Here is a 24,376-nt window from a genome sequence, read left to right as displayed (position 1 = left end):
TCCAATTTTTACATTAAAGTCTTAAACTTAGTTTAAGACTTTAATTTTCCATTTAACAATATAGTTGTAAACTAAAAATGCCTACTTGATCAGAGACCAATCTTCTTTTCCAACTTTGCTAAAAGCTTTAGTTCTTTAGGCTGTAAAGAATTCTGTTGATCAAGTAGTCTACCCCACATAACAATATCTGATTGTATACTGGCACAGATCCAAGCATTAGGGCTAGTGTCATTTTTCCGAATTACTTTAAAGCCCATATGTAGTGCTGCACAAATAAAGGCTCCATTTGACACATATGCATTATCAAAGTGGTTCAATTGACGGTGATAGTATTCAACGCTATGTTTAAATGTATAACTACCTAGATTGTAGCGAGTAGCTTTTATTTTTTTCAGATGCTGTAGATACATACAGCATCGCTGGCATTCATCAAGCGCTTTTTTTAGACTTTCTCTATTCTTTTTAAAATTTTGAAGATATTCAGCTTTAGAGTCCTGAAACGTATACCGTTTATAAAAAGATTCATGGTATGAGTCAGAGTGGCCAAAGCCGTTATAGTCTAGTAGAGGTTCTTGCTCCAGAATTCTTTCAATATCAGCCAATGTAATTAAATGATTTAAAGAGTCTGATTTTTTTTGAAGTTGCGCCATTGCTAAAGCCCATGGCTTATTCACTTCTTTGAAAGAAATTACATCAAGTGCATCAGTTTGTGTTTTTGCTTGTTCACTTTTGACAAGTTCTTTGGCACGTTTTTTTGCTCTCTGAACAGATAATCCTGATGGGAAAACTAAGTTTTGCATAAGTGCTAACCTTATAGCTCGCCATTTTCATTGTGCAGCCCACATCACCCTTATGGCATACAATAAGGATAGGAATATTCATCTCAAGACAAGAAATATACATTATCGCAAGGGGATATTCGCCAACTCAACTAAAATTGAGCGGTGGACTGACTAGCATAGTATCGATGCTTGATATCAAATTAATGTCCAAATAAGTAAATGTCAAAATATTTTTAGTACGGAATAAAAAAGAGCTCTTTTTAGATATGAAATTTTTTTTAAGTTTTTAATTTTTATTCAACTTTAGGTAGGGCGTGTATAGACTATGAAAGTAGTATCATTGCTTTTACAGCCTAGAGAATAGGTAAAAAAAGCTTGACCTATCCCAGAAGTTGAACAAGATTTCTCACATCTTCATTACGTGGAAATTCTTGAGATAAAATATTTGCAATACTTTTTGGATATTTATGAATTTTACCTTGAGATGCTACATTAATTGCATGAACCCATTGATCGTAAATGGTGCCGTTAGTAACTAGATCACTAGCATTTCCACCAGCTCTTAGCCATATAGTTTTTAATCTGTCAGCAAAAAGCTCCGCACATAGCTCTATAATTATTTCATTAATTTCATGGTGAGAGATAATCGTATTTCTTGTAGGAAAGCTTCTGGCCTCAAATAGTTTTAACTTAAGTCTTTCTGTCTTAGATAATAAGGCCTTAATATGTGGAATAGTTTCCTTAAATGTCTTGTCTCCACTCTTATAAGAAGAATAGATATCTTTTGCAATGTTTTTCCATTTGTTTTGGCTAATTATAATACCAATCATACTTGCCTGAATTTTCCAACTTCCATGGCTAAGTAGATATCTTGCAATTTCCTCATTTATAGAGCGCCATTGGATTAGTTGTATAATCGTATTTAAGGGTAAGGAGCTTTTTTGTTGAGCAAGTTGAATAATTTTTTGACTAAGTAATGATTCTGGTTGGCTAATATTTTTAACTGCTAGTAGAGTCAATATTTTTTCAGCTACAGAATGAAGTATTAAATTTTTTTGAGGGTTTTCAATATGTGACCATATTAAAGCTCTATTATCATAGTTTAAAAAAATATTAGAGATCTCGTCATCTATATGTAAAGTTTGAATTATTTTATTGAAAATTTTTTCTGGATTATTATTGCTAATAATTTTACTTAAAATATAGAGAATATAATATTCTTTTGTTTCTTTAGTTGGAAGAATTCTATTGTCGATGTCAAGACAGTTAAGCCATACTTTAAGCCAAATGTAATCCCCTAGGTCAATATTGTTTAATATTTTTTTATCTAATAAAATTCTATTTGTTACAAATTTTAAAATGCTGGTATTTTTATATTCAATGATAGCGTAAATTATCTCTGAATTAGGATAATTATCTACCAAGGTTTGTAAGCTCTGTGTGTTATTGAAAGTTAATTGATGTGTAAGAGATTCTTTAGCATCATAAAAGTATCCTGTGGCTAATGCATGTGCATGATACCAATTATTTTTCTTGCAAAAATCTAAGAAGTTTTTAGTAATATTTTCTTCTGAAAATTGAGAATTATCACACAACTTAACTTCAAAGGATTTTTTATCAGTAAGAATATTTTCTATAATTTGTGAAATGATAGGATTGGATAATAGTGATAAATATTCTGACGCTAACTCATTGGTTTTATTTATATTGTGACTAAATCCAGCTAAAACTATTTCACTCCACCATTTATAAGACTTTTCTTCACTGGCTGTTTTAAGGATAATTTCAATTTTTTCTAGATTGAAATTATTGCTTATACTTGAGATCATCCAATTGTATATATCAATGTTGTAGTTTAGGGGTAAAGGTATATTGGCAAGAGTAAACAATTGATCAATATCTAAATTATTTATATCTTTATTTATAAAATCTGTAGCTTCCTCTACTAATTTTATGATTAGTGGATTTTCATCCTTACCTGTTGATAAACTAGCTCTTAATAGTTTAATAGAGTTTGGTATGTTCGGATTTTTTTTGTACTCCTGATAATTATTTATTATTTTCTCTACAATTCTTAATTCATTTAAGTTGTTATAGTTACAAATTAGTTCTTTAAAAAATAAAAAACCTTCACTTTGTTTGTTCAGTAGAAATTCTGAAATGTTTTTTCTGTTTGGTATACTATGACTTTTAACTTTACTAAATCTATCTGTCCAAGAAAGCTCATAGTTACCTAATACACAGTATAATATTGGGTTTAACAAAGATGTTGTATCCTGCTCTTTAAATACACAATGCAGAGATAAGTTTTGACGTGCTTTTGGCCATAAAGACTTCCATAAAAAACTCATAATATTGGGCCATTGCTCAAAATTGTTCGTTAAACATACAGAGTTTGAGTCTATTAATGTATTTAAAATAGTTAAACATTCATCATGGGGTAAAGAAAAATTTAAGATATTTTTACCCATTAATTGATTGAGTACCGTATCAATTTCTTCTTGTTCCAGTAGATGAGTGATGGGCCAGATTGCGACGTTACTTTTTACTGAGCCAGATCTTGTTTGCTTTAAATCTGGTGTTGTATACCAAATAGCGAAATAGGTATCTATAGTTCCACAATTAAGGGTATATTCCCAGCTTGAAGGTTGGCTGGGGAGGATATCTGTTAGACTAACTAATTCTATAGGAAATTCAATATCAGTTTCAGATATTAGTTTATGACCTCGAGAAGTATATCCAAATACTAAATACTTAGGCCAAGCCATTTTATCCATTATTATTAACCATAAATCCAAACTATAGGTGAGGTTAAATCAGCACTTCTTTCAGGATTATCTGGAGAAATAATCCATCCCTGATTTTCAGGACCATTATCTACAAAAGTATTTTGTGATCTTTTATCTAAAGCTCTGCCTAGTGAAGATAAACCCCATATAGAGATTCTATCTTGTTCCCAATTAGAATGTAAAAATTGATTTAATAATGGTAATTCTTTTTCAAAAATTTCTTTAGGTGTAGTAGTGCTAGTTGAGTTAGATATCTGATCATAACAAGATAAGACAATTGCAAGTTTAGGTTTTGAAATTCTTTTACTTCTTTTCAAATTACAAACATGAAGTATGATTTGAAATAGTTCAATCCACCAAATGTTAGCATCAACACTATCTGTTTCCTCTTGTTTTGTCTTTCCTTTTTTTATTACATCTCGATTTGTTAATAGATCCTCAATTTTATGTTTATATTTAGTTTCATCATTCAGGCGAATAAATACCATCCAACCATTTGCATTGATTAAAGTTTCGGCCCATTTTTCATTTACTGATCTACTTTCAAAAATATGGGTCAACTGTTCACCAGCATAATCGAACCAAGTAAGATCTACTTCTTTTTCATTTTTTATGACTAAAGGTAATGATACATTCGCAAACTGAGAAGATGTTGTTCTTTGAGGATTATTACCTTCAGCTAATCTTTCTAGAGCTTCTTGAAAGATATCAAGATTTTCTGGAGTATTACGTATAGCAATTTGTTGCTCTACGCCTCGAGTTAATCTTCCATATAGTTGAGCTGAATAAACAGTTTTACCGCTATTTGGCTTTCCTAATACCATAATAGAATTAGTTTTATCCATGGCTTCCTCTAAAAGACTCAAATATAGAATTACCAATAATATGATCAGTGATTTCTGTATGTTCTACTGAAATATTTGAAATTAATTCATTAATTATAGTAAACATTTCATCTGGTTGTGTTATTGAACAAGAATGGTTAGACGTTGAGCAGAAGTTGATTGAGTTAAGATTACGAGTAATTAAATCACGAATAGTTTTCGGGATATTATTGTTTTCTTCAGCTTTAGTCCAAACTAAAGCAATATGTTTTGCATAATGATAGTCTTTTAAACGATCAAAAATACTTGAAATATCATTTCTAGTACTTCCACGGATTCTAGCATCTTTGTGTGAAAGTTTTTCTGAATCAGAAGTTATAATGAGTAAGTCAGAATGAGTTATTACCCAATTAGCACCTTGAGCTAAATTAGGATTAGCTGCCCATTGATTGAACCATTCCCCTGGAGCATCTATAAATATAACATCTCGAATGACATCGTTTTCATTTCTAAAAGATAGATGTAAAAAACCAGGTGTTCTCGCATCCCCCCGTGGTGTGCGAGGAGGAAAGTCTGGTGAGGATAAGGGAGAGGCGAATCTAGAGTTTTTTGCTAGGGCTTCCCATGATTCAAGAGTATAACTTGCCCAAAAATCCCCAAATTTTAATTTTTTACCACTTAAAATCTGTAAATACAGTGAGAGTAGGATTGTAGATTTACCAGCTTCTGCTGGACCTACGATACCAATAATTAAAGGTTTCCTAACATCAGATAATTTTTGTAGACCTTTAAAACCTAGATGTGTTCCACTCCAAAAAACTTTATAAGCAGATTTAGACGTATCCTCCACCAATTGTCCATCGGTCTCATCAGATTTAATAAAATCTTCACAATCAGTCATATGAAGATAGCCTTTTTCACAGCTGATACCATCTGCGATACCACATTCTGGATTATTACATTTATACATTTTTATTCCTAAAATCTATAAACTTGCTCTTGTCTATAAATGGCTTTGGCTAAATCTGGTAAAGAGATTTCTTCAATTTGTATAATGCATTGATTTTTTAAATTTTCTAAATCAATATCAGTTTTAAATGCTGAAATGACAAGATCTCTTATATTCAAGAAATTTTGATTCGAAGAAAGTTCAAGATTATTAAAGATATCTTTAGTCAAAAGCTCCTCTTTACTTTCTCTAATTTTTGTTAGGATATCAATTAATGGATACTTTGTATCATAATTAGCATTTCCTGTTTGATTAATTGATTCAGCTAAAATATAAGTTGAACTAACAGGAGCAGGATATCCTTTAATGAGTTGTAATAAATCGATTGCCATTACTAATGGATTAAGTAAAGGATCGATTTCTCGATAGCTTTTAAAAAAACTTTGTGAATACTTTGCTTCATACCACCAGAGTATATTTAATTGCTCATTTTGATATTCAAAAGGACTTTTTAATGCTGAGGTAACAGAATTTATCTGATCATTCAATTCTTTAAATGTATCTGTAAAATTCTTTGCAACTTTTTCAGCAGAAACTTCAACTTCACCGTCAGCTTGAAAAATTTCAGACTTAAAAGTTTTATTTTTTAATCCTTTAATATCTACACTTTCTGTATAAGTAGAATAAGAATAAATATTAAGTTTTTTGTTCCATTCATCAACTAACTCTTTACTTAGAATTAAATGAGGGTTATGAACAGATAAATATGGCCAAATATCAACTACGTTTAATGCTAACATAGATGCATAGCTATTATTCTTTTCTGCAAGTTTCACACATGCATATAGAACCATTGCTGTAAGTAATCTATGGGGCTTCTCATCAGGATAAATAAAACCAACATTTGTCCAATACTCTTCCAATGTAGAATATGCGGATTGCATTGCCAAGTTTGTCTCAAAAAAAGACTCTTTAATTAAAGAATGAAATCCATCAATTAAGAGATTTGGCTCCATATCATTTGCAAACTTTTCAGCCGCAGCATTTACTTTATCAAAGCGATCATCACTTTCAGTAATTTGTTTATCAATGCAACCAGCTTTATTTAAAGCTTCTAAAAAACTCATACTCATTAGATAATTCCTTTTAATTTATATGTTTGATAAGTGATTGATTTTTAGGAAAATCTATTAAAATGTTTTTAATTAAATTATCAATAGTAACATTTGCCCCATTAGTTGCTTTATGTATCAACTCAAACCAGAGGTCAGAAATATTTGAGATATTAGAAATATCTGAAGGTTTACCGCCTGATTTAACCCAAATACTTCTTATACTATTTACATCATAATATAAAGTTGATAACTCATTAATTAGACCTTTGTTAGATAAGGCAGAAACTTCAGGAATAAGTTCATTTATTTCTTGATTGTCTAGAATTAAATCAGAACAATTTATTAAAAGTTTGATCAAGCATTCAGCTGCGGCTCGCGATGCAAAATGTCTATACGTATCATCTTTAAAAGTATCACCGTAATCTGAAACAGCTTTGGAAATTATGATAGGAATATCTAATATTTCGCCTAAGGCTGCTAATCCACTTGCCTCCATATCTATCCCTAAGACTTTACGCATATCTCGATCAGCTAAGTAATTGAATATATTCTCATCTTCTTTCACAGTACTTCCAGTTGCCATAGGGGCAATATGGAGTGAAAAATCAGGATCATTGGGGAGACCAAAAAGATATTCTTCTTTTAATGTTGCTGCTGCCTTTAAACCTTCATCAGTTAAATTAAATCCCTGTAGTGTAATCCAGTTACGCTTTTTTAAACGTTTAATTACTTCAGAGAAGCTAGGACAATACGTCTTAAATATTTCATTATCAGTTGGTTGGATTCCTTCAAATAGCTGTAAAATAAGCCATCTTTCTTGATAGTCTAATGAGTATAGGGGTCTAAATTTTAACCATTTTTCTTCTTCAAGCTTAAAGCTTTGCATTCTCTGTAAAATTTTAGGATTAGGTCTAAATTGGAGTTGATCTCCTTGAAAACTCTCGACACCTCCAATAACGACTGATTTACCAGCATCATATGACCATAATCTATCGGCAAATATAACGTCACCAAGATGAACTTTTCCTCTTCTTCCTGCACAAATACCCGTCATACAGATGCACTTTATTCTATTTTTTTCTTGTTGTAGTAAAGAGGTGGTTGCAGCAATTGCTTGCTCTCGGCCCATAAAGTTTTGCCAAGTAGCCATTAGAGATAAAGTGCCTGATGCACTTGCTATCTTTGCTTTAGCAACAGTCCATCCATCAACGACCTCTTCTTTCCAAGAGGTTTCACCACCTAATGTTTTTAGTAAGGCATTGTATTCATCGCGTAAGGCACAAATAATAAGTACATCAGTCATATTTAATAATTGTATTGCATGAAATACTAAATCATATAACAAAATCACTTTTCTTAAAACAATATTTATAGTTTTTCTTCGGGAGAAATATGTAACTAACTTTTTGATTATTTTAATAAAAAAATTAAGAATAATATGATTGTCGGACTTCGTTAGTTGATTTGCCGTGCTCTTAAATATTCTTGTTTTTTAAGATAAAGCGGGTTCTAAAGAGATTAAATGTATGGCATAAGTTTAATTAAGAGTGAAAAATCTTTTTAAATTTCTAAAACTGTCAAGGAACCACCAAAGACAGCACCTGTATCAATGAAAAAACAGTTCTGATGCTGAACAGGTTCTTTAACTACGGTATGTCCCAAATAGATCTCGTCGATACCTGTCACAGTTTTATAGGCAGGATTATATTTACTAAATCGAACACGTCCTCGGTGCCACAGCGCAATTTGTATAGCTGACTGTTCACCTTTAATGAAGTAGTTATTTTTGAGAACCTCTCGTTTGAATTCCTCCCAGTCATTGATATGTATATCAGCATGCACAAAGCCATAAATTTTTTGGTTATGCTGGATTTCAAGAATGATTGGTAAATTACGGCATTGCTCAACAATGGTTTGTTGTTGATGAATTGGCAATTCATATAACCAAGCCCCACCATGATAAGAATGCATATCTTTCATTTCTGTATCAATGGTTGCTTCAATACACATTTGCTCATGATTGCCACGGATTGCTTTAAACCAAGGCTCATTAATAAGGTTTAGGCACTCAAGATTTTCTTGGCCACGATCTACCAAATCTCCCACGGAGACCAATAAATCGTGCTGAAAGTTAAATTTTAATTCATCTAATTTGTTCATAAGTAATGTATAACAACCATGCAGATCACCCACTACAAAAAGTCGTCCTTGAATAGGCCGATCATACAGTTCGACTAAATTATTACCTAAGTTGATTTCTTTCATATTTATAAACTGAGTGTAGGCTTCTCTGAAAAACCAAGGTATGAAATCTGAAGAATTGAATCAAAGAAAATCTTACTTATTTGGGATTGTGGTAGGTCTTTAATTCTTGAGTAAGCTGTAAGGTTCCAGTTGTTAGCGATAGCTCTTTCACCTTGACCTTCACATGATGAGATAACCATGTTCTGAGCATGATTTTTTGTAATTTTCCCTGACTGATATTGCTCTGTACTATTTGCAATAGCTCTATAAATAATATTGTAAATTTGTCCTACAGAGAAATTATTGACTAAGTTTTGGAAAACCGTAGTTGTTTTAGGACCAGGAGAAAAGTCATAACGAACACTTTTCATTTTGAACATGAGATATTGCATACTTTCATAAAATGCTATCTTCTTCCAGAACTCATAACAGAAATTTGGATTTTCTAAAAATTCATCTGAGCGAGGGTACATTAGTCGATGTAACATCATTTGGTAATCTCCATCCTTGGGTTGGATGTTGATCTGATAATTTATATAGTAAATATAATAATTTATAGTGCCATCCTCTTCCTCTATAAACTGATCAAGATCATTTATAAGATAAGGAATAATAAGCTTTTGAACCGTACCGGGTTTGTCGGAGACTTTTTTATTTAAGTTAGGCCACCTGACCTAACGGGTTAATCTTATCATAGTACATTGCTTCAAACTCAAAAGGCGATACATAACCCAGTGCACTGTGTACACGCTTTTTATTGAACCAATATACCCAGTTTAGTGTCGCAAGTTGTACATCTGCTAAACCTTGCCAATCTGCTTTTAGATATTCAATCACCTCTGTTTTGTATAAGCCATTCACCGTTTCAGCCAAAGCATTATCGTATGAATCACCAGTCGTACCGACTGATGCTCGTAAATTTGCTGCTTCTAAACGATTGGTATAGCGAATGGAAAGATATTGCACACCTCTGTCGGAATGATGAATCACATTCTTTGGCATGCCTCGATCGTGCAATGCTTGCTCAAGTGCATCGAGCACCATATCTGTATTCATCCGTGTAGATACTTTCCATCCAACAATTGCTCGTGAGAACACATCAATAATAAATGCGGTGTAGACCCAGCCAGAATTGGTTTGAATATACGTAAAGTCACTGACCCATAATTGGTCAGGTCGATCAGCACTAAAATTCCGTTTCACTAAATCACCTGCCCGTTTTTGATCATCTCGGCTGCGGGTAGTTTGTTTGTTCTTACCACGCCAAACACCTTGTATATCTAGCTTTTGCATCAATCGAGCAACTGTACAACGTGCAATAACATAACCCTCACGTTTCAATTGTTGCCAAACTTTACGTACACCATATCGACCTGAACTTTCTTTCCAAATACGTTTGATTTGCTCTGCATGATGTAAATCATGCAGAGCACGTTTCGCTCGATGTTCTGGGTTATCAACGAGATCTAAAGCCCGATAATAGGTCGAAGCTGCAATCGGTAAAATTCTACAAATCGCTTCAACACCATATCGATCTTTATTGTTATGGATAAAATCCACCATTATTTGTGTGGGCGGTCGAGCTCCGCCTGGGCGAAAAAAGCGGCTGCTTTACGTAGAATTTCATTGGCACGTTTTAATTCTTTAATTTCACGTTCCATTTGCTTCATTTTTTCTTGATCAGATATCTGTTGTACTTTAATAGGATTTTGCTGATCTAAATGCTTTTGATGCCAGGCACGAAGTGTTTCAGGAGTACAACCAATCTTAGGCGCAATTGCTGTGATTGCAGCCCAAGTAGAAGGATAATCTTTTTCAGATTCAATCAATAATTGAACCGCTCTTTCTCTGATTTCAGGGGTATATTTTAATTTTGTCATCGGGACACTACGCTTCGCTACGTCTTGCGAAGCAATGCTTCTCATCTCAGAATATTGACTCTCCGACAAACCCGGTACGGTTCAGTTTATAAACTGATTTCTATATTCCTCAGCGGACGCTTACAAACGAATTTAGGCTGAGAAGAATTTAGCTCAAATTTAACCTGACAGACAAAATAAAAAATGGGGAACTATCAGATTAGTTTTGAGCTGGTACAATTAATACGATTATTTTGTTCCAATTATTACCTCTATTGAAATCCCACATAAAATCGCTCAATCAACTGGCGTGTCTTGACCATCAAGTGAGTGAAGACATTCTCCCGTTCAAACAGCTTAACCTTATAGTTAGGCAAGTCCTTCAACTCTTCTTTACGTGGTAGGCGTTTGGTGAACTCATAATGCTCCAGAACCTGCTTCATGGCTTCTGGTTTCAGGTTTTCTTCTTTGCAGAGATGCTGATAGGCCTGTTCTTTTTCAGCATCCCAGAATGCAGCAAAAGCCGTTTGGACGCTCTGCCCATTGATCATCTTCGGCATGTTTTCTTCAATGAATTCTTGAATCAGGTCTTGCTTATCGTGCAAGCTAATATCACTACTGATTAAATCGTAAATTTGCGCTTGGTACTTCTTACGCTTGTCCTCTGAGTCTGTATCCACGACTAGTTGTAGCAGATTAATGATATAACCAACATTAATGCGATCACTGTGCAGTAAATCCAGCTGAAAATCGACATCATCCAATACCGATACTTTTTCTTTCTTGGTGGTCTTTCTAACGGCACGGCATAGGTCAGCATACTTAGAGGCGAAGTTTGCGAAGTGCTGTTTATCTAATGCGGTTTGATCCTGGTCATATTCAATAAAAGTTTGTAATTGCGCGTTGTAGCGCATCACTTCACGGAAAGCTTTAATAAATTCGAGTTGCTGTTCTTCAGTGACAAGATCATCGACTGATTGGTAATTGGGCGTTAAGGCAAACAATTTGCTCACCGCTGCTTGGTAATCCTGTTCGATTTCCGCATAGCTGGGAACAAGTACAATCTTGGTCGTTTCTTTATTGGAAAATAGCGCCAGTGCTTCATCTGTGGCGCGTTTCAGGTTGCGGAAACAGATGATATTGCCAAATGGTTTTTTATCATTGTAGACACGATTGGTACGAGAGAATGCCTGAATTAAGCCATGATATTTTAGATTTTTATCGACATACAAGGTATTTAGCGGCTTAGAGTCAAAGCCCGTGAGGAACATATTGACCACGATTAAAATATCAATCTGTCTGTTTTTTACGCGCTGTGCAATGTCGCGATAGTACGCATAAAATTGATCACCAGAATTGTAGTTAGTTTTGAACTGTCGGTTGTAATTGGCAATGTAGCGATCTAGCTTATCCCGACTGGATGAGTTGACCTGACTTGGAATATCTGCGGCTTCTTCATGAATCAAGCCATTTAAGTCATCAGTCGGTACAGCCTCATTTGCAGCGTAGGAAAAGATGGTGGCAATGGTCAAAGGCTTAAATATCCGACCTTGTGCTTCATCTTCAATTTGCTTTTCGGCCTGCACCTTTTCAAAGAGGTCGTAATATTGGGTCAGTGTTTCGACCGAACTGACACAGAACATTGCGGTGAATTCACGATTACGGGTTTTGGTATCGTGAATATTGACAATGTAGCGGGCAATCATTTCTAGGCGTTGCGGATTGTCATACAGTTCTTTGGTATCGATGCCTTCTACATCTTCCTCATAACTTTCATTCGTCGCCATGCCTTTGGCGGTGTATTTGCCACGATAATCAATCTGGAACTGCAATACGTTACGGTCACGGATGGCATCGACAATCACGTATTTATGCAAACACTCATTAAACAGGTAGTCTGTGGTGAGTTTTAAACCTGCTTTGCTTTGGCTATTCTTTTCAAAAATAGGCGTACCGGTAAAACCAAACATTTGTGGATTGCTGAAGAATTTTTTGATGTTCTGATGGGTCTCACCAAATTGACTGCGATGACATTCATCAAAAATAAAGACCACTTTTTTATTTTTAAGATAATCAATCGATTCTAAATAACGTTCAGTGCTGATGGCCCGATTGAGCTTTTGGATGGTGGTCACAATCAGTTTGTCATGACGTTGATCGAGCTGTTTTACCAAGGTCGATGTGTTATCGGTACTGTCGACGCTGTCGGCTTTAAAAGCATTAAATTCGCGTGAGGTTTGCGTATCGAGGTCGTTACGATCGACCACAAACAGAACTTTTTCCACATCAGGCATTTGCATGATGATCTGACTGGCTTTAAATGAGGTCAGGGTTTTGCCTGAACCTGTAGTGTGCCAGATATAGCCGTTCTGATCGGAGTTTTGCACATGCTCCACAATTTTCTGTACCGCATAAATCTGATAGGGACGCAGCACCATCAGGCTTTTGGTGGTTTCTAGCAGTACCATGTACTGGGTCAGCATTTGGGTTAGATGCTGCTGATTTAAAAAAGCTTCGGCAAAGTCGACAATTTCATTGATATGTTTGTTATGGACATCTGCCCAGGGAAAGGCAAACTCGATGCCTGTGGTGCCGTTGGAGTAATAACGGGTATTGGCACCATTACTAATCACAAACAGCTGAATAAAACCAAACAGCCCTTGCCCTGCCCAATAGGCTTCACGAATATAGCGTTGTGTTTGATTAAAGGCTTCGGCGATTTCCATGCCGCGTTTTTTCAGCTCGATCTGTACCAAAGGCAAACCATTGACCAAGAGCGTGACATCAAAACGGCTGGTTCTGCCATTATAGTCACGGTGGTCGATGGTGATTTGATTGGTCACCTGATAGATGTTTTTGCTTGGATCATCCGAGAGAAAAAAGATGTGCTTGCTTGTACCATCATCAAATTTGACTGGGAACAGATCACGCAGATTTTTAGCTCGCTCAAACACTGTGCCTGTGTTTAAAAAACTGATGACCTGCTTCCACTCTGTATCAGATAGTGGCGCTAGTCCATTGGCACGTTCGACTTGGTTTTTTAGGTTAGACAGTAGTTGGCTTTCGTCCTTGAGCGTCACTGAGGCATAACCCAATTGCTTGAGCTGGCCAATCAGTTCGTTTTCAAGTTGGTATTCGCTTTGTACTGTCATTTCACCCTCTAATTTCTAGATTATTATTCGCTTTATATTCAATATACTGATTTATCTTAAAGTTTTTTCAATCACATCTAACAAACTTGCTTTCTCCAAAATTAAATCTCGAATCGATTCAAAATTATTATCAGGTGCCCGCCAATAGATACATAACCAACGTTCAGTACCACCTTTATATTTTTCAATTTTCCAGTTGAGGTAGCGTGAATCATCATTGCATTTCAAAATAGAAAATGCTTGCTCCTCTAATGCTTCTGGTAAATTCAAAATGTAAGTTGTCACATCAAATACTGTTTCACCTTGATGCTCTTTAATAAATAAAGTGGTATTGGTTAAGTTATTCCACACATCATTATAAAAACGAATCCCTCCCCATGATTCATATTTGTTTCTCGAGATATAACCATCAATCGATTGATTAAGTAGTTGGCTAATATTGTCTACAACTTCTTTAATCGTATTGGTTTTAAGTTTTTGTAACTCTTGAATCTCTTGATAATGATCAAAAATAAATTGGATACGGTTCATATCTAGATTCTGTATACGATAATAACTTTCAAGATGCAGCAAAAACTCACGGGCAAACAAATTCCATTTATTCATGGGATTCGTCATCATTTGTTCTGCAAGATAAGGTCGGACAGCATTGACTAATTGTTGGTAGGAAATACCGAGCCAATTTTGGGCTTCACTTTTACCAGAGATACTGAGTATCAAGCCAAGGATAGCTTTGCCTTTTGAGCGTGTTAGAGCATATTTCACATAGTCATCAAATGGATTGTTTTGATGATGGTAAATTTTAGCTTCCAGTAAAATGAGATGCGTATCGGTATCAATCATTAGGTCGATACGATTGCTGTTATGTGTAACACATTCCCGCTCCAAGTTTTCCACTTGACCTAAACTAGAATTCTCTAGGGTGCTAATTCCCACAACCACATCACTAAAGCCTTTCCAGAACACCTCTCCCAACTCATGGGATTCTTGAGGGTTTAAGAAAAATTCGAGCAATTCAGTGGTGGGATTCTCATAATGGTTACGAATCGCAGTATCAAAAAAAGTTTTTTCTCTCGGTATCGCTTTAAACTTTTTTGCAGAATCTAAAAGTTGTGTGAAATGTTCAAAAGGTGAGGTTGCTAAATTCACTGTAGCTCCCCCCTACACAAACATCTGCTGCAACAAGCCTTTTTTCCAAGTTTTAGCCTGTTCTATTTGCTGAGCGACCACTTCAATTTTTCGATCAATCGCAGAGAGGAAATTTGCGATTTTAGTTTGTTCTTCTAGGCAAGGATATAAAATAGGCATGTCAAAAAAATCTTTATTTGTAATATTCATTCGATCATGTCTAGCGCCTGAATTTGCCACACCTTTGACGTAATCATGCCAAAAATTACTATCAAAGAAATACTCTAAATATTTTAGATTCCCTTGTATGACTGTAAAGACGCTATAAAGAGGAGACATTACACCTAAACACTTTTTATTTCGTTTGATTGGTCCGACAGGCGCATGAACAGATATTCGAGGGTTATATACAAAGTCATCTAAATTTACGATGTAATAACCGTTTAAATTTGATTCGGTAACTATTTCTCTTTCAAAGTAATCACTTTGTTTAATAATTCCCTGAGTAGCAGAGTTTGTTAAAACCTCAGAAATACTTCCATCTTTATTTTTCCCCGATCTGATCCTAGACAGTATCGTGGACAACAAATCCCTCTAAATTCTTAAAATATTTCTGTTCAAAGGCTTCTGGGCTTAACCAGCCGTTTGCGGAATGTCTTCTGACCCGATTGTAATAAATCTCAATATAGTCAAACAAGACTGTATTCGCTTCTTTTCGAGTGGCAAACACACTGCCATGGACCACATGACCTTTCAATGTATGAAAGAAGCTTTCGGTCACTGCATTATCCCAACAGTTTCCCCTGCGTGACATACTTTGAACGCAGTTATTCGTCAATAATAGCGCCCTAAAATCACGACTACAGTACTGTGAGCCTTGGTCCGAATGCACCATGACACCCATTGGATACCCCTGACGAGCCATTGCATAATGAAACGCATCACACACCAATTGACGGTCTATTCGATGGCTGGTTTGCCAACCGACAATACGACGGCTGAATAGATCCAGCATCACACACAAATACAGCCAACCTTGCTTAGTACGGATATAGGTAATATCCGTTGTCCAGATCTTATTGGGTTCATTGACCGTAAATTGACGATCCAACAAGTTAGGCGCTGTAGGCAAACGATGGTTTGAATCAGTCGTATACTTGTATTTACGTGCAATCCTGCTACGTAAACCAAGCTTTTTAAGCATTCTTCCAACGGTTCGTTCGCTCATGCTGTAACCTAAATCATGCATGTCATGTACCAATGAAGGTGCACCCAATCGTGCATGATGCTGCCAATATACGGCTTTTAAATCATTATATTTCTGCGCTGGATTGGCCTGGCGTTTTCGCCAGGCATAATAGCCTGAAGTGCTGACACCCAGGCATTGACAGGCAGAAGATACAGTGACTTCATTCACATCCAGATCTTGAATTACCGTGTACTTTTCTTGGCATGATCTGTCAGAAAGTACACATGCGCTTTTTTTAAGATGTCATTGGCTTCCCTGAGCTGTTTGACTTCTTTCTCTAATTCTAAGATCCGCTGTTGTTCTGGTGAAAGTTGACGTTTGCTTGAACCTACTGGATTGGCTTCACGAATCCATTTGTCTAAAGTTGAATAACCCACACCTAATTTCTGGGCGATTGCAGCTATAGGTTCGTGGGAGTTTGAAAGTGCATAATCAATCGCTTGCTGTTTAAATTCAGGACTAAAACGTTTAGCCATTTCTTGAATCTCCAAAGATTAAAGTTACGTTATCTTTAGAGGGACGTGCTGTCCATTATTTTGGCTAGGATCACTGAAAGTTGCTGTACTTTAATTGGGTTTTGTTTATCTAAATATTTTTGATACCAAACACGTAGAGTTTCAGGAGTACAACCCTTGCGCAGTATACTGCTCAGGGAGCAATAGCGGTGATCGCAGCCCAATTCGATGGATAATCTTTCTCGGATTCAATCAATAATTGAACCGCTCTTTCTCTGATTTCAGGGGTATATTTTACTTTTTTCATCGGGACATTCTCTCAGAAAGCTTGGTCTCCGACAAACCCGGTACGGTTCAGGCGTATGGTTTCAACTTATGCTACTTAAATATGTTTAAAAATCTCACTGCAGATTTAGATATTTCTAATCGCATAAAAGAACTTCGATACCATCCTGTGCCACTTTAGCTGCGAGTGCTTTCAAACGCTTCTTAAAGTTCTCTAAATCATAGCGTAACCAAATAGAGCGAACACCGCTACCTGAAACAAATACACCCTTCTTGCGTAATTCGTTACTAGTACGATGCTGCCCATAAGCTGGATACTGAGTTGCGAAATCAATGACTGCTAGTTCTGTAGCATCATCTACACGATTTTTTAGATTAGGTACTCGACGGGATTTATTGATCAATGCATCCATGTCACCAGACTGTACTAGCTCCTGATAGCGATGAAAAGTATCTCTAGAGACACCCATCACTTTGCATGCTCTAGAAACATTTTGAAGCTCTTCAGCTAAATTGAGTAAGCCTACTTTGTGTTTGATGATTTGATTGTTAGTATGCAACATAAGAAAGTTACCTTTGTTTGATTAAGATTTCGACACCTTTATCAAAATGGGTAACTTTCTCTTTTTCAAGAGTTATGTCCGATCAAGTCTGAACTAATACATCTGATGAGTAAAAAAATTTGCTAGAGGTGCACTATGAAAAATATTGCTTATCATTCTTTTATATGCAGTCTATACTTTTTACTACATGGATGTTCAAATTCACAACCACAACAGCCTTTGCAGCATCAATCAAATAAAACCATTGCAAAATCAACAACGATACCCACTCAAAAAAATCCTCAACAGACTTTAGCCTCTTTTGACAAAATCTCTTGTGATGACATTAAAAATCCACAATATCAGCAAGCCGTTTTAAATGCCATTAACGTGATTCGGCATCAACCGCAACAATGTGGAAAAATAGCTTACTCGGCTACCCACTCGCTAAAATGGAATAATCAATTACAAACAAGTTCAACTGCACATGCGCTGTAAGCGTCCGCTGAACACACCTTATGAATTCGTCCTATAAGCCTTAATTTAGTCCTCACTTAAAAACAAGTGGGAACTTAAATTTATGACTACAAATAACCAGACATCCATCGCATCTCTTACGATAAAACGAAGAACATATAGTGCTGAATTTAAACAGCAGATCGTTCAGGCGTGTAAAGCATCGGAGGTTTCAATTGCTTCGGTCGCTTTGCAACATGGATTGAATACAAATCTTGTATCCAAATGGATTCGCTTAATTGATGCTAAGCTAGGGAATGATCGCTCACCCCTACCGAATAAACCTGCATTTATTGCTTTATCTTGCTCCGCACCATTAGATCCTATCCCTACTGGCATGTTAACTGTTCAGATTACTTTACCCCACTCAAAAGCAGAATCAGAAATATCTGCTTTAGCAGAATTACTCAAGGCACTTACAACATGATCCGTATCGATGAAATCTGGTTGTCTACTCAGCCCATGGACATGCGTGCAGGTATGGATACGGCCATGGCTCAGGTGGTGAGAGCCTTTGGCTACATCAAACCGCATTGTGCTTACCTGTTCTGTAATAAACGTGGCCATCGCATGAAAGTGCTGGTACATGATGGACTGGGCATCTGGCTGTGTGCCCGGCGGTTGGAACAGGGAAAATTTCACTGGGCTAAAGTTCACCAGGGTGAAAGTGTAGCCCTCAGCCCAGAACAGTTACAGGCACTGATCCAGGGTTTGCCTTGGCAGCGCATTGGACGACAGCAGGTGGTGACGATGCTCTAAACTAGCTTGGTCCATTCTGCTATTCTCCAAACGTTCTATTTCCTCTGCGTCATGACCTCAGGCATACTGCGGTCATGAATACGCTGCCTGATTTAAGCCAACTGACCCATGAACAACTGCTGGAATTTACCCGGCAGTTGGCAATGCAGCATCAGTCTTTGGCACAATCAAATCAAGAATTAGAAAAATCAAACCAGCAATTGGATGCCAAAGTTCAACATCTTTCCATTCTCACGCAAAAATACGAGCATGAGCTCGCACTATTTAAACAGCACAAATTTGGCAGTAAAAACGAACATCTCACCGCAAAACAAATCCATCTGTGGGATGAAGCGGTCGAAGAAGATATTGCCGCTGTTGATCTGGAACTGGAACGGCTGAATGCAGATAAAACTGATGCAGCGACACACAAAGCCACAGTCAACAAACCTAAACGTCGACTGCTGCCCGATCATCTACACACCATCCGTATCGAGCATGAACCAACATCAACCCAATGTGCTTGTGGCTGCACCTTGCGTCGTATCGGCGAAGATATCAGTGAAAAACTACATTTCAGACCGGCACAGTTCTATAAGGAACAGCATGTGCGTGGCAAATGGGTCTGTGATCAGTGTGACACACTGACTCAGCAAGCGATGCCCGCCTATGTGATTGATAAAGGCATTGCCAGTCCTGAACTGCTTAGCCATGTGTTGGTCTCGAAATACGCAGATCATTTACCGCTGTACCGTCAACGTCTGATCTATCAGCGGGCGGGAATCGAGCTTTCTAGATCAACTTTATCTGACTGGATAGGTCGCTGCGGTGTAGAACTGGAACCTCTGGCCAATGCTTTAAAAGAGGTGGTGCTGCAACAGCGGGTGATCCATGCCGATGAAACGCCGGTCACCATCATGCGGATGAGTGATGATGAGAAAAAACCGAAGAAAGGTTATGTCTGGGCCTATGCAACAACCCAATATAATCCAATTCAAGCCGTGATTTATGACTTTCAGGATAGTCGTTCAGGCCAGCATGCTGAAGCGTTCCTGAAAGACTGGCAGGGCCATCTGGTCTGTGATGATTACAGTGGTTATAAAGCACGCTTTAAATCAGGCCAAGTCATTGAGGTGGGCTGCATGGCGCATGCTCGTCGTAAATTCCATGAACTGCATGTGACCAAGAAAAGTCAGGTCGCTGAACAGGCCTTAGTGCTGATTCAGAAACTGTATGCCATAGAAGCAGAACTCAGGAGAAAGACCGATGGTACAGCAGAACAGCGCCGCGAATACCGACAACAGCATAGTCAACCGGTGATGCAACAACTGTATGAATGGCTCAACCAGCATCAACTGACGGTGCCATCGAGTTCTCCAACCGCCAAGGCCATCAATTACACTCTGAAGCGTTGGCCAGCTTTAAGCCGCTATCTGGATGATGGCAATCTACCGATTTGCAATAATTGGGTGGAAAACCAGGTGCGGCCTTGGGCGTTGGGACGTAAGAACTGGTTATTTGCAGGTTCGCTGCGTAGTGGTCAGCGAGCGGCAAACATCATGACTTTAATCCAGTCAGCAAAGCTGAATGGGTTGGATCCGTATGCCTATTTAAGTGATGTGCTGAAAAGATTGCCGACCCATAAAGTGACCCAAATAGAAGAATTGCTACCACACCGCTGGAAATCCAACTCAAATTAAAAAATAGACATGGGGTTCAGCGGACGCTTACCATGCGCTGGATATTTCGCAACGTCAGATTTTAAGTCATGTCGGTCGAAGTGGTGAAAATCTGAGAGCTCGTATTAAAAAAACAGGATACAAAGGTGGTGGTGGGGAAAATTTAGCAACAGGTCAAAGCAACCTAAAACAAGTTTTAGAAAATTGGCTGGCGCTCAGTCCCGGACATTGCGGTAACTTAATGAAACCCCAATTTAAAGATTATGCGATTGCCTGCGTTCGAAATGATGTAACTCATCGAACGTATTGGGTGCAACATTTTGGCACTGGAAAAAACTAAAAATGAATTTAGATTTTTTATCTGCTTCAATAAAATGTAAATTTCGCGCGTTTAAAATTTACTTTATAAATCAAAAATCCCTCTTTTCAAAAGAGGGATTTTAAGAGATTTCGGTTTTTATTCGACTTAACGTTCTGTGAAGGCATTATTTTTCGCTTTAAGAATTGGTTTAAGCAGATAAGAAAGAATAGTTTTCTTCCCTGTCATAATATCCAATTGAACGGTCATGCCGGGAATCACGGATAATCCTTTACCAAACGTTGGTTTATCAGTCACTGCACGGACAATATAAAACATATTGCCTTTCTCATCGGTAAATGTGTCTGGGCTAATATGTTTTACTTTCGCATTCATTCCGCCATAGATTGAAAAATCATAGGCGGTAAATTTAATTACCGCAGGCAAGTCTGGTCGTACAAAGGCAATATCTTTCGGCGATACTTTTGCCTCAACGATCAATTGACCATCTAAAGGCACAATTTCCGCCACTTGGTCGCTTGGTTTCACAACCCCACCAATGGTATTAAAGAAAATTTTCTGCACGATACCATTGGTCGGTGAACGAATATCGGTGGTTTTCACTCGGTCTGCTACGCCTGAAATACTTTCTTTTAAACTCACTAGCTGAGCTTGCGCTTCTGCCAGTTCATTGCGCCATTGATTTTTTAAACTCACCGCAGCCTCAGAAGTGCGTGATTGCGCTTCCCCAATAGATGCCTGCGTAGCTCTTAAATTCGCTGCCGCCTGCTTACGTTCACCATCGGCATTCGATACGTCACGTTCAAGGCGCAAAATATCCATTTCCGACACCGCACCAGTCTTTAACAAAGGTCGTGTGGTATTGAGTTCACGCACTGCAAGTTGATAGGCTCTTTCAGCTTGTCCGAGTGCAGCTTGAGCACGTTGCGATTCCTGTTGACGAGTCGAAACCGTACCTTGATTGGTCATCGTTCTTTGGCTCAGTTCGCGCAAACTTTCCGCATAATACTGGCTTTCTTGCGCCATAATGTTTGCAGCTGCATCAGGTGAAACCCCCGCAGGGACACTGCCTGAGGTATAGCCCGAGCCATTTAATTGTGCACTTAAACGTCTAACTTTGGTTTGCAAGGCAAAAATCTTGGCATTAACTTCATTCAAATTTGAGGTGAACCGTGTCGGATCAATACGAATCAATAGATCGCCTTTTTTGACGTGCTCACCTTCCTGCACATACACCTTTTCAACCACGCCACCATCAACCGATTGAATCACTTGCATCTGTTGAGATGGAATCACTTTTCCTTCACCACGAGTAATTTCATCGACTTTAGCAAAACCTGCCCAAATAATTAAACAAATAAACAACACTACAATCACATAAAGGATGACTCTTGCCTGAATTGGCTTTTGTGATTGAGTTACTTCTTGTACCTGACTTTTCCAATCATTTGTATCAGCAGGTTGATATTTTTTAAATAAATTTAAACGCCCTAGCACTGGACTCAGAACTTTTTCTGATTGTTCAATACTTTTACCTACGCCCCCAAACATCTTCTCTCTTTGGGTTTTATTGTGTTCTGTGCTCATGATACAGCTCCTGCAACTTTAGCTTGTTGGGGAAACATGGCTTTCATTACACTTTCCTTATCACCATCAGCAATAATCTTTCCATCTTCTAAAATAATAATTCGATCAACCAATGTGAGTAATGTAGGTTTATGTGTGACCAAAATTAAAGTATGTTGAGCTGTCATATAATGTTTTAGATGATGAATCACATGATTCTCAAGAGGAGTATCCATCGCACTGGTCGGTTCATCAAAAACCAAAATTTTAGCATTCTGGGCAATTGCACGTGCCACGGCAACCGCCTGCCGTTGTCCCCCAGATAATTTATGACCACCCTCACCCACTTGTAATGACAAACCATCTTCATGTGCTTTTAGAATCTGGCTTAAACCAGAAACAACCAAACTTTGTTCCAAAGCAACACGGCTAGCATGTGGATTACCTAAGACAATATTTGATAATACTGTACCGTTCAGCAATTGTATGTCCTGGGGAATATAACCAATCTGGCTACGTAATTCTGCTGGATCAATCTGACTAATGTTGGTTTGATCAATAAATACTGACCCTTCAGTCGGCTTATAGAGCGACAATAGTATCTTTTCAATTGAGCTTTTACCTGAGCCTACTTTTCCTAGAATCGCCACTTTCTCTCCTGCTCGAATAGAGAAAGAGATATTATTTAAAGCAGAATGTGATTCATTTGGATAACATAAGCTGACATTTTTAAATTCGATATGTCCTATAAGATGTGGATGACTCACCCAACCTTTTAGATTCTCTCGTTCCTGTTCAGCGTCAACAGTTTGATTCAGCATATTTAAGGCACTGGATGCCTGATAATATTGGGTTAATAAACCTGCAATTTGTGCAATTGGAGCCAAGGCACGGGTTGATAATAAATAACAGGCAATCAGTGCACCTTGTGTCAACTTTCCATCTACAATAAGATAAACTCCAACCAGGATAATCACAACGCCTGCTGTTTGTTGTACCCATCCAGCAAAATTACCAACAGTGCCACCAATAAAACGTAATTTAGAAGAATACTGTACGGTAAAACGAGTGGCTTTTTCCCATAAAGTTTGCATTCGTCCAGCAGCATTAAAACTTTTAATCGTTTCCTGATTATTTAAGGTTTCTATCAATAATCCCTGACGCTGTTGAGAAGCTTCTGACATCGCATCAGATAATTTTTTTAAACTAATATGAACTGATAATGCATAGAGTAAAATAATGATTGCAGCGATGACTAAAGGAATAACGAAAACCCAGGAAATAATACAGATAACAGCTAAGAACAGAACAAAAAATGGCAAGTCAATCAGTGATACCACAGTCATAGAACTGGTAAAAGAACGAATTGCCTCATAGGACTGAATATTGGAGGCCATCATACCAACAGACATATTATTCTGTTCCATACGCCGACCTAATACTTTTTCCATAATATAGGCAGATAGCTTGTTATCAGCACGGGTTGCAGCCAAATCAACAAAATAACTACGCACCAGTTTTAAAATAAAGTCAGCCGTAATAATAATCATGATTCCAAAGGCGAGTACCCATAGGGTATCTGTAGCATGGTTGGGAACAACACGATCATAAACATTCATTACGAAAAAAGGTGCACACAAAGCAAAGATATTGACGAACAGGGCTGCTAATAAAATATCTTTGTACATGGAACGGTGCTGTCGAATTACGCTCCAGAACCAATGCTGATTTGTCTTTTCCAGCTTAACCTTGTTATCCGCCACAAATTGACGTTGTTGCAAATAAATCACTGAACCCAGATATTTTTCTTGTAACTGTGCAATTGGAACTTCTGTCACGGTATCCGACATTTCAGGAAAATATACTGTTGCAGTCTGTCTTTCTGTATCAAAACGATATAAAACACAAGCTGTATTATTATTCAATATTAAAATGGCAGGAAAAACAAAATGGTTCAGTTGATCCAGATTCTGCTGCACCATATTACTTGTCAAACTTACCCGATCAGCTGCACGTGAAAAAAACTGAGGTATTAGCTTTCCATTGGGTAAAGGCAAACCTGATAATAAACCTTCTTGTGTAATACTAATTTCATAATCTTTAGCCACTCGAATCAGGCATAAAGCTAAAGGATCAAATATTTGTGTTGTCACTTATTCACCATGAATCAAACAAGCATAAAAGG

General features: G+C 37.3%; 18 protein-coding genes, 4 pseudogenes and 1 other annotated feature. Of the genes and pseudogenes, 5 read left to right on the top strand and 17 right to left on the bottom strand.

Annotated features, from left to right (window positions below):
* Positions 1–89: 89 nt before the first annotated feature.
* From AC4CUX_RS07845 to AC4CUX_RS07775, 15 genes and pseudogenes are all read right to left on the bottom strand, one after another.
* Positions 90–800 (bottom strand): hypothetical protein, encoded by a 711-nt coding sequence (locus AC4CUX_RS07845; RefSeq protein ID WP_005265697.1) that lies wholly within the window; start codon positions 798–800, stop codon positions 90–92.
* A 362-nt stretch (positions 801–1,162) separates the two neighbouring features.
* Positions 1,163–3,559, bottom strand: coding sequence for a GAP1-N1 domain-containing protein (locus AC4CUX_RS07840; protein WP_490792307.1), 2,397 nt, complete (start codon positions 3,557–3,559; stop codon positions 1,163–1,165).
* 5 nt (positions 3,560–3,564) lie between these two features.
* Positions 3,565–4,416: a TRAFAC clade GTPase domain-containing protein gene (locus tag AC4CUX_RS07835; protein ID WP_005265693.1), complete on the bottom strand. Its 852-nt coding sequence runs from the start codon at positions 4,414–4,416 to the stop codon at positions 3,565–3,567.
* Complete coding sequence (locus tag AC4CUX_RS07830) at positions 4,409–5,365, bottom strand: TRAFAC clade GTPase domain-containing protein (RefSeq protein ID WP_005265692.1); 957 nt, start codon at positions 5,363–5,365, stop codon at positions 4,409–4,411. Before AC4CUX_RS07830 ends, AC4CUX_RS07835 begins: the two co-directional genes overlap by 8 nt.
* A gap of 8 nt (positions 5,366–5,373) precedes the next feature.
* Positions 5,374–6,477: a GTPase-associated system all-helical protein GASH gene (locus tag AC4CUX_RS07825; protein WP_490792306.1), complete on the bottom strand. Its 1,104-nt coding sequence runs from the start codon at positions 6,475–6,477 to the stop codon at positions 5,374–5,376.
* Positions 6,478–6,490: 13 nt separating this feature from the next.
* A complete protein-coding gene (locus tag AC4CUX_RS07820; protein WP_490792305.1) occupies positions 6,491–7,810 on the bottom strand; it encodes an effector-associated domain EAD1-containing protein in 1,320 nt (439 codons plus the stop codon).
* A 209-nt stretch (positions 7,811–8,019) separates the two neighbouring features.
* Positions 8,020–8,724 carry a metallophosphoesterase gene (locus AC4CUX_RS07815; RefSeq protein ID WP_490792304.1) on the bottom strand — a complete coding sequence of 235 codons (705 nt, stop codon included), beginning with the start codon at positions 8,722–8,724 and terminating at the stop codon, positions 8,020–8,022.
* A 2-nt stretch (positions 8,725–8,726) separates the two neighbouring features.
* Positions 8,727–9,326, bottom strand: a pseudogene (locus AC4CUX_RS07810) (hypothetical protein); the annotation flags it as partial.
* A gap of 37 nt (positions 9,327–9,363) precedes the next feature.
* Positions 9,364–10,583 (bottom strand): IS3 family transposase gene (locus tag AC4CUX_RS07805; protein WP_490792303.1). Its coding sequence is split into 2 segments (ribosomal slippage): positions 9,364–10,307 and positions 10,307–10,583, totalling 1,221 coding nucleotides; the frame shifts between segments, so codons are not numbered across the junction.
* Positions 10,192–10,308, bottom strand: a sequence feature (AL1L pseudoknot). Its footprint overlaps the gene before it by 117 nt.
* Before the next feature lie 251 nt (positions 10,584–10,834).
* A complete protein-coding gene (locus tag AC4CUX_RS07800) occupies positions 10,835–13,714 on the bottom strand; it encodes a type I restriction endonuclease subunit R (RefSeq protein WP_490792302.1) in 2,880 nt (959 codons plus the stop codon).
* A 51-nt stretch (positions 13,715–13,765) separates the two neighbouring features.
* Positions 13,766–14,863 carry a PD-(D/E)XK nuclease family protein gene (locus AC4CUX_RS07795; RefSeq protein WP_490792301.1) on the bottom strand — a complete coding sequence of 366 codons (1,098 nt, stop codon included), beginning with the start codon at positions 14,861–14,863 and terminating at the stop codon, positions 13,766–13,768.
* A gap of 12 nt (positions 14,864–14,875) precedes the next feature.
* Positions 14,876–15,403 (bottom strand): annotated as a pseudogene (locus tag AC4CUX_RS07790) (restriction endonuclease subunit S); the annotation flags it as partial.
* 4 nt (positions 15,404–15,407) lie between these two features.
* A protein-coding gene (locus AC4CUX_RS07785) for an IS3 family transposase (RefSeq protein WP_087554624.1) occupies positions 15,408–16,567 on the bottom strand; the annotation gives its coding sequence in 2 pieces (ribosomal slippage) (positions 15,408–16,333 and positions 16,333–16,567; 1,161 coding nt in all).
* 74 nt (positions 16,568–16,641) lie between these two features.
* Positions 16,642–16,853, bottom strand: a pseudogene (locus AC4CUX_RS07780) (IS3 family transposase); the annotation flags it as partial.
* A gap of 136 nt (positions 16,854–16,989) precedes the next feature.
* Positions 16,990–17,394, bottom strand: a pseudogene (locus tag AC4CUX_RS07775) (helix-turn-helix domain-containing protein); the annotation flags it as partial.
* A 135-nt stretch (positions 17,395–17,529) separates the two neighbouring features.
* Here AC4CUX_RS07775 and AC4CUX_RS07770 point away from each other — a divergent pair.
* The 5 genes from AC4CUX_RS07770 (at position 17,530) to AC4CUX_RS07750 (ending at position 20,646) form a co-directional block, all read left to right on the top strand.
* Complete coding sequence (locus tag AC4CUX_RS07770; RefSeq protein ID WP_490792300.1) at positions 17,530–17,871, top strand: hypothetical protein; 342 nt, start codon at positions 17,530–17,532, stop codon at positions 17,869–17,871.
* An 82-nt stretch (positions 17,872–17,953) separates the two neighbouring features.
* Positions 17,954–18,316: a transposase gene (locus tag AC4CUX_RS07765; RefSeq protein ID WP_490792299.1), complete on the top strand. Its 363-nt coding sequence runs from the start codon at positions 17,954–17,956 to the stop codon at positions 18,314–18,316.
* The gene (gene tnpB, locus AC4CUX_RS07760) at positions 18,313–18,648 is read left to right on the top strand and encodes an IS66 family insertion sequence element accessory protein TnpB (protein WP_004642106.1); all 336 of its coding nucleotides are present in this window, start codon (positions 18,313–18,315) and stop codon (positions 18,646–18,648) included. The genes AC4CUX_RS07765 and tnpB overlap by 4 nt, the downstream gene beginning before the upstream one ends.
* A gap of 74 nt (positions 18,649–18,722) precedes the next feature.
* Entirely contained in the window at positions 18,723–20,327 is a 1,605-nt protein-coding gene (gene tnpC, locus AC4CUX_RS07755) for an IS66 family transposase (protein ID WP_205667426.1), read from the top strand.
* A gap of 37 nt (positions 20,328–20,364) precedes the next feature.
* Complete coding sequence (locus tag AC4CUX_RS07750) at positions 20,365–20,646, top strand: CAP domain-containing protein (protein WP_490792624.1); 282 nt, start codon at positions 20,365–20,367, stop codon at positions 20,644–20,646.
* Positions 20,647–20,772: 126 nt separating this feature from the next.
* Here the strand turns inward: AC4CUX_RS07750 and AC4CUX_RS07745 are convergent, their stop codons facing one another.
* Both AC4CUX_RS07745 and AC4CUX_RS07740 read right to left on the bottom strand, forming a co-directional pair.
* Complete coding sequence (locus tag AC4CUX_RS07745; protein ID WP_178319561.1) at positions 20,773–22,212, bottom strand: HlyD family type I secretion periplasmic adaptor subunit; 1,440 nt, start codon at positions 22,210–22,212, stop codon at positions 20,773–20,775.
* Positions 22,209–24,344 carry a type I secretion system permease/ATPase gene (locus tag AC4CUX_RS07740; RefSeq protein ID WP_004678121.1) on the bottom strand — a complete coding sequence of 712 codons (2,136 nt, stop codon included), beginning with the start codon at positions 24,342–24,344 and terminating at the stop codon, positions 22,209–22,211. The genes AC4CUX_RS07745 and AC4CUX_RS07740 overlap by 4 nt, the downstream gene beginning before the upstream one ends.
* Positions 24,345–24,376 lie beyond the last annotated feature (32 nt).

It is taken from the genome of Acinetobacter sp. 231_lipA, assembly GCF_058243005.1.
The sequence above is the reverse complement of the archived record's forward strand: the minus strand, read 5'-3'. Positions and strand labels throughout refer to the sequence as shown.